The organism is Butyrivibrio sp., from assembly GCF_024699075.1.
The window spans coordinates 1-2,914 of sequence record NZ_JAILQF010000337.1 but is presented as its reverse complement, the minus strand read 5'-3'; the positions used below and the strand labels follow the sequence as shown (position 1 = coordinate 2,914).

At 38.4% G+C, this 2,914-nt stretch carries 3 protein-coding genes; all 3 read right to left on the bottom strand.

Going from position 1 to position 2,914, the window contains the following annotated elements; genetic code table 11:
* On the bottom strand, positions 1–486 hold a 486-nt coding region (locus K6G87_RS13605; protein WP_296838379.1), incomplete at its 3' end, for a glycosyltransferase family 2 protein.
* A 422-nt stretch (positions 487–908) separates the two neighbouring features.
* Positions 909–2,357, bottom strand: coding sequence for an MBOAT family O-acyltransferase (locus tag K6G87_RS13600; protein ID WP_296838376.1), 1,449 nt, complete (start codon positions 2,355–2,357; stop codon positions 909–911).
* Between the two features lie 212 nt (positions 2,358–2,569).
* Positions 2,570–2,914, bottom strand: a 345-nt coding sequence (locus K6G87_RS13595) for a GDP-mannose 4,6-dehydratase (protein WP_296838374.1), incomplete at its 5' end; no start/stop codon positions are given.

Genomic DNA, 2,914 nt, shown 5'->3' with positions numbered 1-2,914 from the left:
GCTTCCTGTATCAAGTATGAGGCTCTTGTACTTGTCTCTGTCAAGTATGCCTGCCTGCTCGTCCCTGTTGTTATTAACAATCTGTCCTATATCCATGCTGTGCTTGTCTGTAAGATGATAATCACAGCCTACCATGTCAGCACCGGTCTCTTCGGCCCTTTTTAAAAGTCTTTCATAAAAGTCGGAAGTTACCCAGTCATCTGCATCTATAAATCCTATAAAGTCGCCCTTCGCCATGGCAAGGCCTATATTCTTGGCGCCTCCCTGGTGGTGATTGATTGGTGAATGGATTGCATGGAAAAAGGGCTGATTGTCCTTCTCATACTGCTGCATGATCTTGAAAGATTCATCAGTAGAGCAGTCATCAACTGCTATTATCTCATACTGATCCTTGGGCAGGGTCTGCGAAACAAGGCTGTCCAGGCACCATTTAAGTTTATCATCTGCGGCCTGATTAAAAACCGGCACAATAACACTAAGCTTCAAATTATCCTCCTGCTTTTAGGTGGTGAGAGTACGCATATAATGATATAGGTAATGCTACAAGCCTCATTGAAAATAACCTTCGTTTTTCTAATGTCCTGCTACGCTTCCGTGAACACTATATACTTCAGCTCCGCACGACCTAAGAAAAACGAAGAACATTTTCATAAATCGGCTTGTAGCATTACCTATATCATTATATGCTTACGTTCATGCATTCCAAAATTATATTAATTCCCATTTGAATTTAGCTCTAAGCATTAAATAGTTTTCAAATTTAAATCTACGCTCTAAGCATTAAAAGTATATCGCAAGCGAAATCTATTGTTATACCGATATTGAACTGCGCCTACGTGATTACTGCATATAGCAAGTTAGTAGGGCATTTTAAAGCAAAACCATTTCCACAAATCGGTGCATAAACGCTAAAATCCCAAATAAATATAGGTGCTTACGTTGGCGAACTTGATTATGGACCATGTGAGTAAAATGGCTAGGATCATTGCACCTTTACAGTTTACTTTGTGCTTGTCAGTAAGTTTTGCTGCGTTGGGGCAGATAAATGCAAAATAGGCGCTTACAAGTATTATGATCCACATGCAAACTGCGGGGCCCCAGGTCATGCCTGCTATCGGGGTTATCTTGAATATATACCACAGTTCATCTATCTGGAAGCATTCTATAAAGTCCGGACTTATCTTGAAAGATCCAAATCTTGTCATTGCAGATATCAGAGTGCATGCATCGCTTACGCTGCCAGCCCTAAAGAATACCCAGGCGATAGTTACAAATATAAATGTAAGGATAAGGGCTATAGGGTATGGTAATAATGTTCCACTGCTACCTTTTTTCTTAAGCGCTCTTGTTATTACATATAATAGTCCATGCATGGCTCCCCATACGATAAAGGTAAGGCCTGCTCCGTGCCAGAAACCTGACAATACGAATATTATCATGAAGTTTATATAAGTTCTTACAGCGCCTTTTCTGTTGCCGCCAAGTGGTATATATACATATTTGGTGAAAAAGGCTGTAAGCGTCATATGCCATCTCTTCCAGAAATCATCAATATTTCTGGCTTTATATGGGCTTTCAAAGTTAACCGGAAGGTCCATTCCGACCATCCTGCAGATTCCTCTGCCCATTTCGCAGTATCCGCTAAAGTCAAAGTATATCTGAAAAGAATAGCATACAGCAGTAAGTATTGCATCCATCTGTGTAATCGTTCCAAGATTACTATATCCGTAGTCAACGGCAACAGAAAGTGTATCAGCAATGATAACTTTCTTGGACAAGCCAAGTACAAAGAGCATTACCGCCTGCATGAATTCTTCTGTATTCCATCTATGGTTAAGACCCTTTTCAAACTGACTTTTCATGTCATTATATCTTACAATAGGGCCTTGAAGTATTTTTGGGAAAAAGACTATGTACGAAAGATAATTGATCAAAGACAGATTCTCAACTTCGCCTCTATATACATCTACAAGAAGTGATATCTGGGAAAAGGTATAAAAGCTTATTGCTATAGGAAGTAGTATTGATACAGTTATAGAACTGCCTGAAACAGCATTTACAATATCAGCAAAAAAGCCTGCATATTTAAAGAATAAAAGTAGTGCTATATTGCCGCAGATTCCTGTTATCAGTAGTTTTTTGGCGCTATTTTTTCTGTAAGTATAATTATCAGCATCAGATGCTGAATCTATTTTAGTATTCTTATCAATAAATGCTGGATCTATTTTAGTATTCTTATTAGTAAATGCTTGATCTATTTTAGAATGTTCACTTTCCTTTTTTCCAGAAATATGAGTTCTTAATAATTTAGTTTTTATAAGTCTTAGGAATGAGTAGTTCCACAGGATACTTATCATCAGAACTCCTAGAACTTTAATTCCAAAAAAGGCGAAAAATAAGAATGACAAAATAACGCAGTAAAGCTCGACTGCGTTTTGAGCGCAGGCGGGCTTTGTGCGTGATATATTTGATAGTATATTTTTTTCATTAATAAAATATGTAACTGCATAAAAGCCTGCTACAAACAGAGGCAGAAATGCAAATACAAATGCATATGAATTAAATAACATCAGATGACACCTTTAAAGTAATCTATAGTCTTCTGAAGTCCGTCGCGAAGAGCGACTGTAGGCTCCCAATTAAGTTCTTTCTTGGCAAGTGTTATATCAGGCTTACGCTGAGTTGGATCATCAACAGGAAGGTCTTCATAGATTATCTTGGAGCTTGTTCCTGTAAGCTCTACTACCATCTCGGCAAGCTGCTTGATAGTGAATTCTCCGGGATTACCGATGTTAACAGGTCCTGTGAATCCTTCACGGCTGTTCATGAGTCTCATCATTCCTTCGATAAGATCATCAACATAACAGAAGCTTCTTGTCTGGCTTCCATCACCGTATATTGTAATATCCTGACC

Excerpts from the sequence above, each read along its gene's own strand:
- K6G87_RS13600 (WP_296838376.1), bottom strand. The coding sequence starts at position 2,357 with ATGATAAGTATCCTGTGGAACTACTCATTCCTAAGACTTATAAAAACT.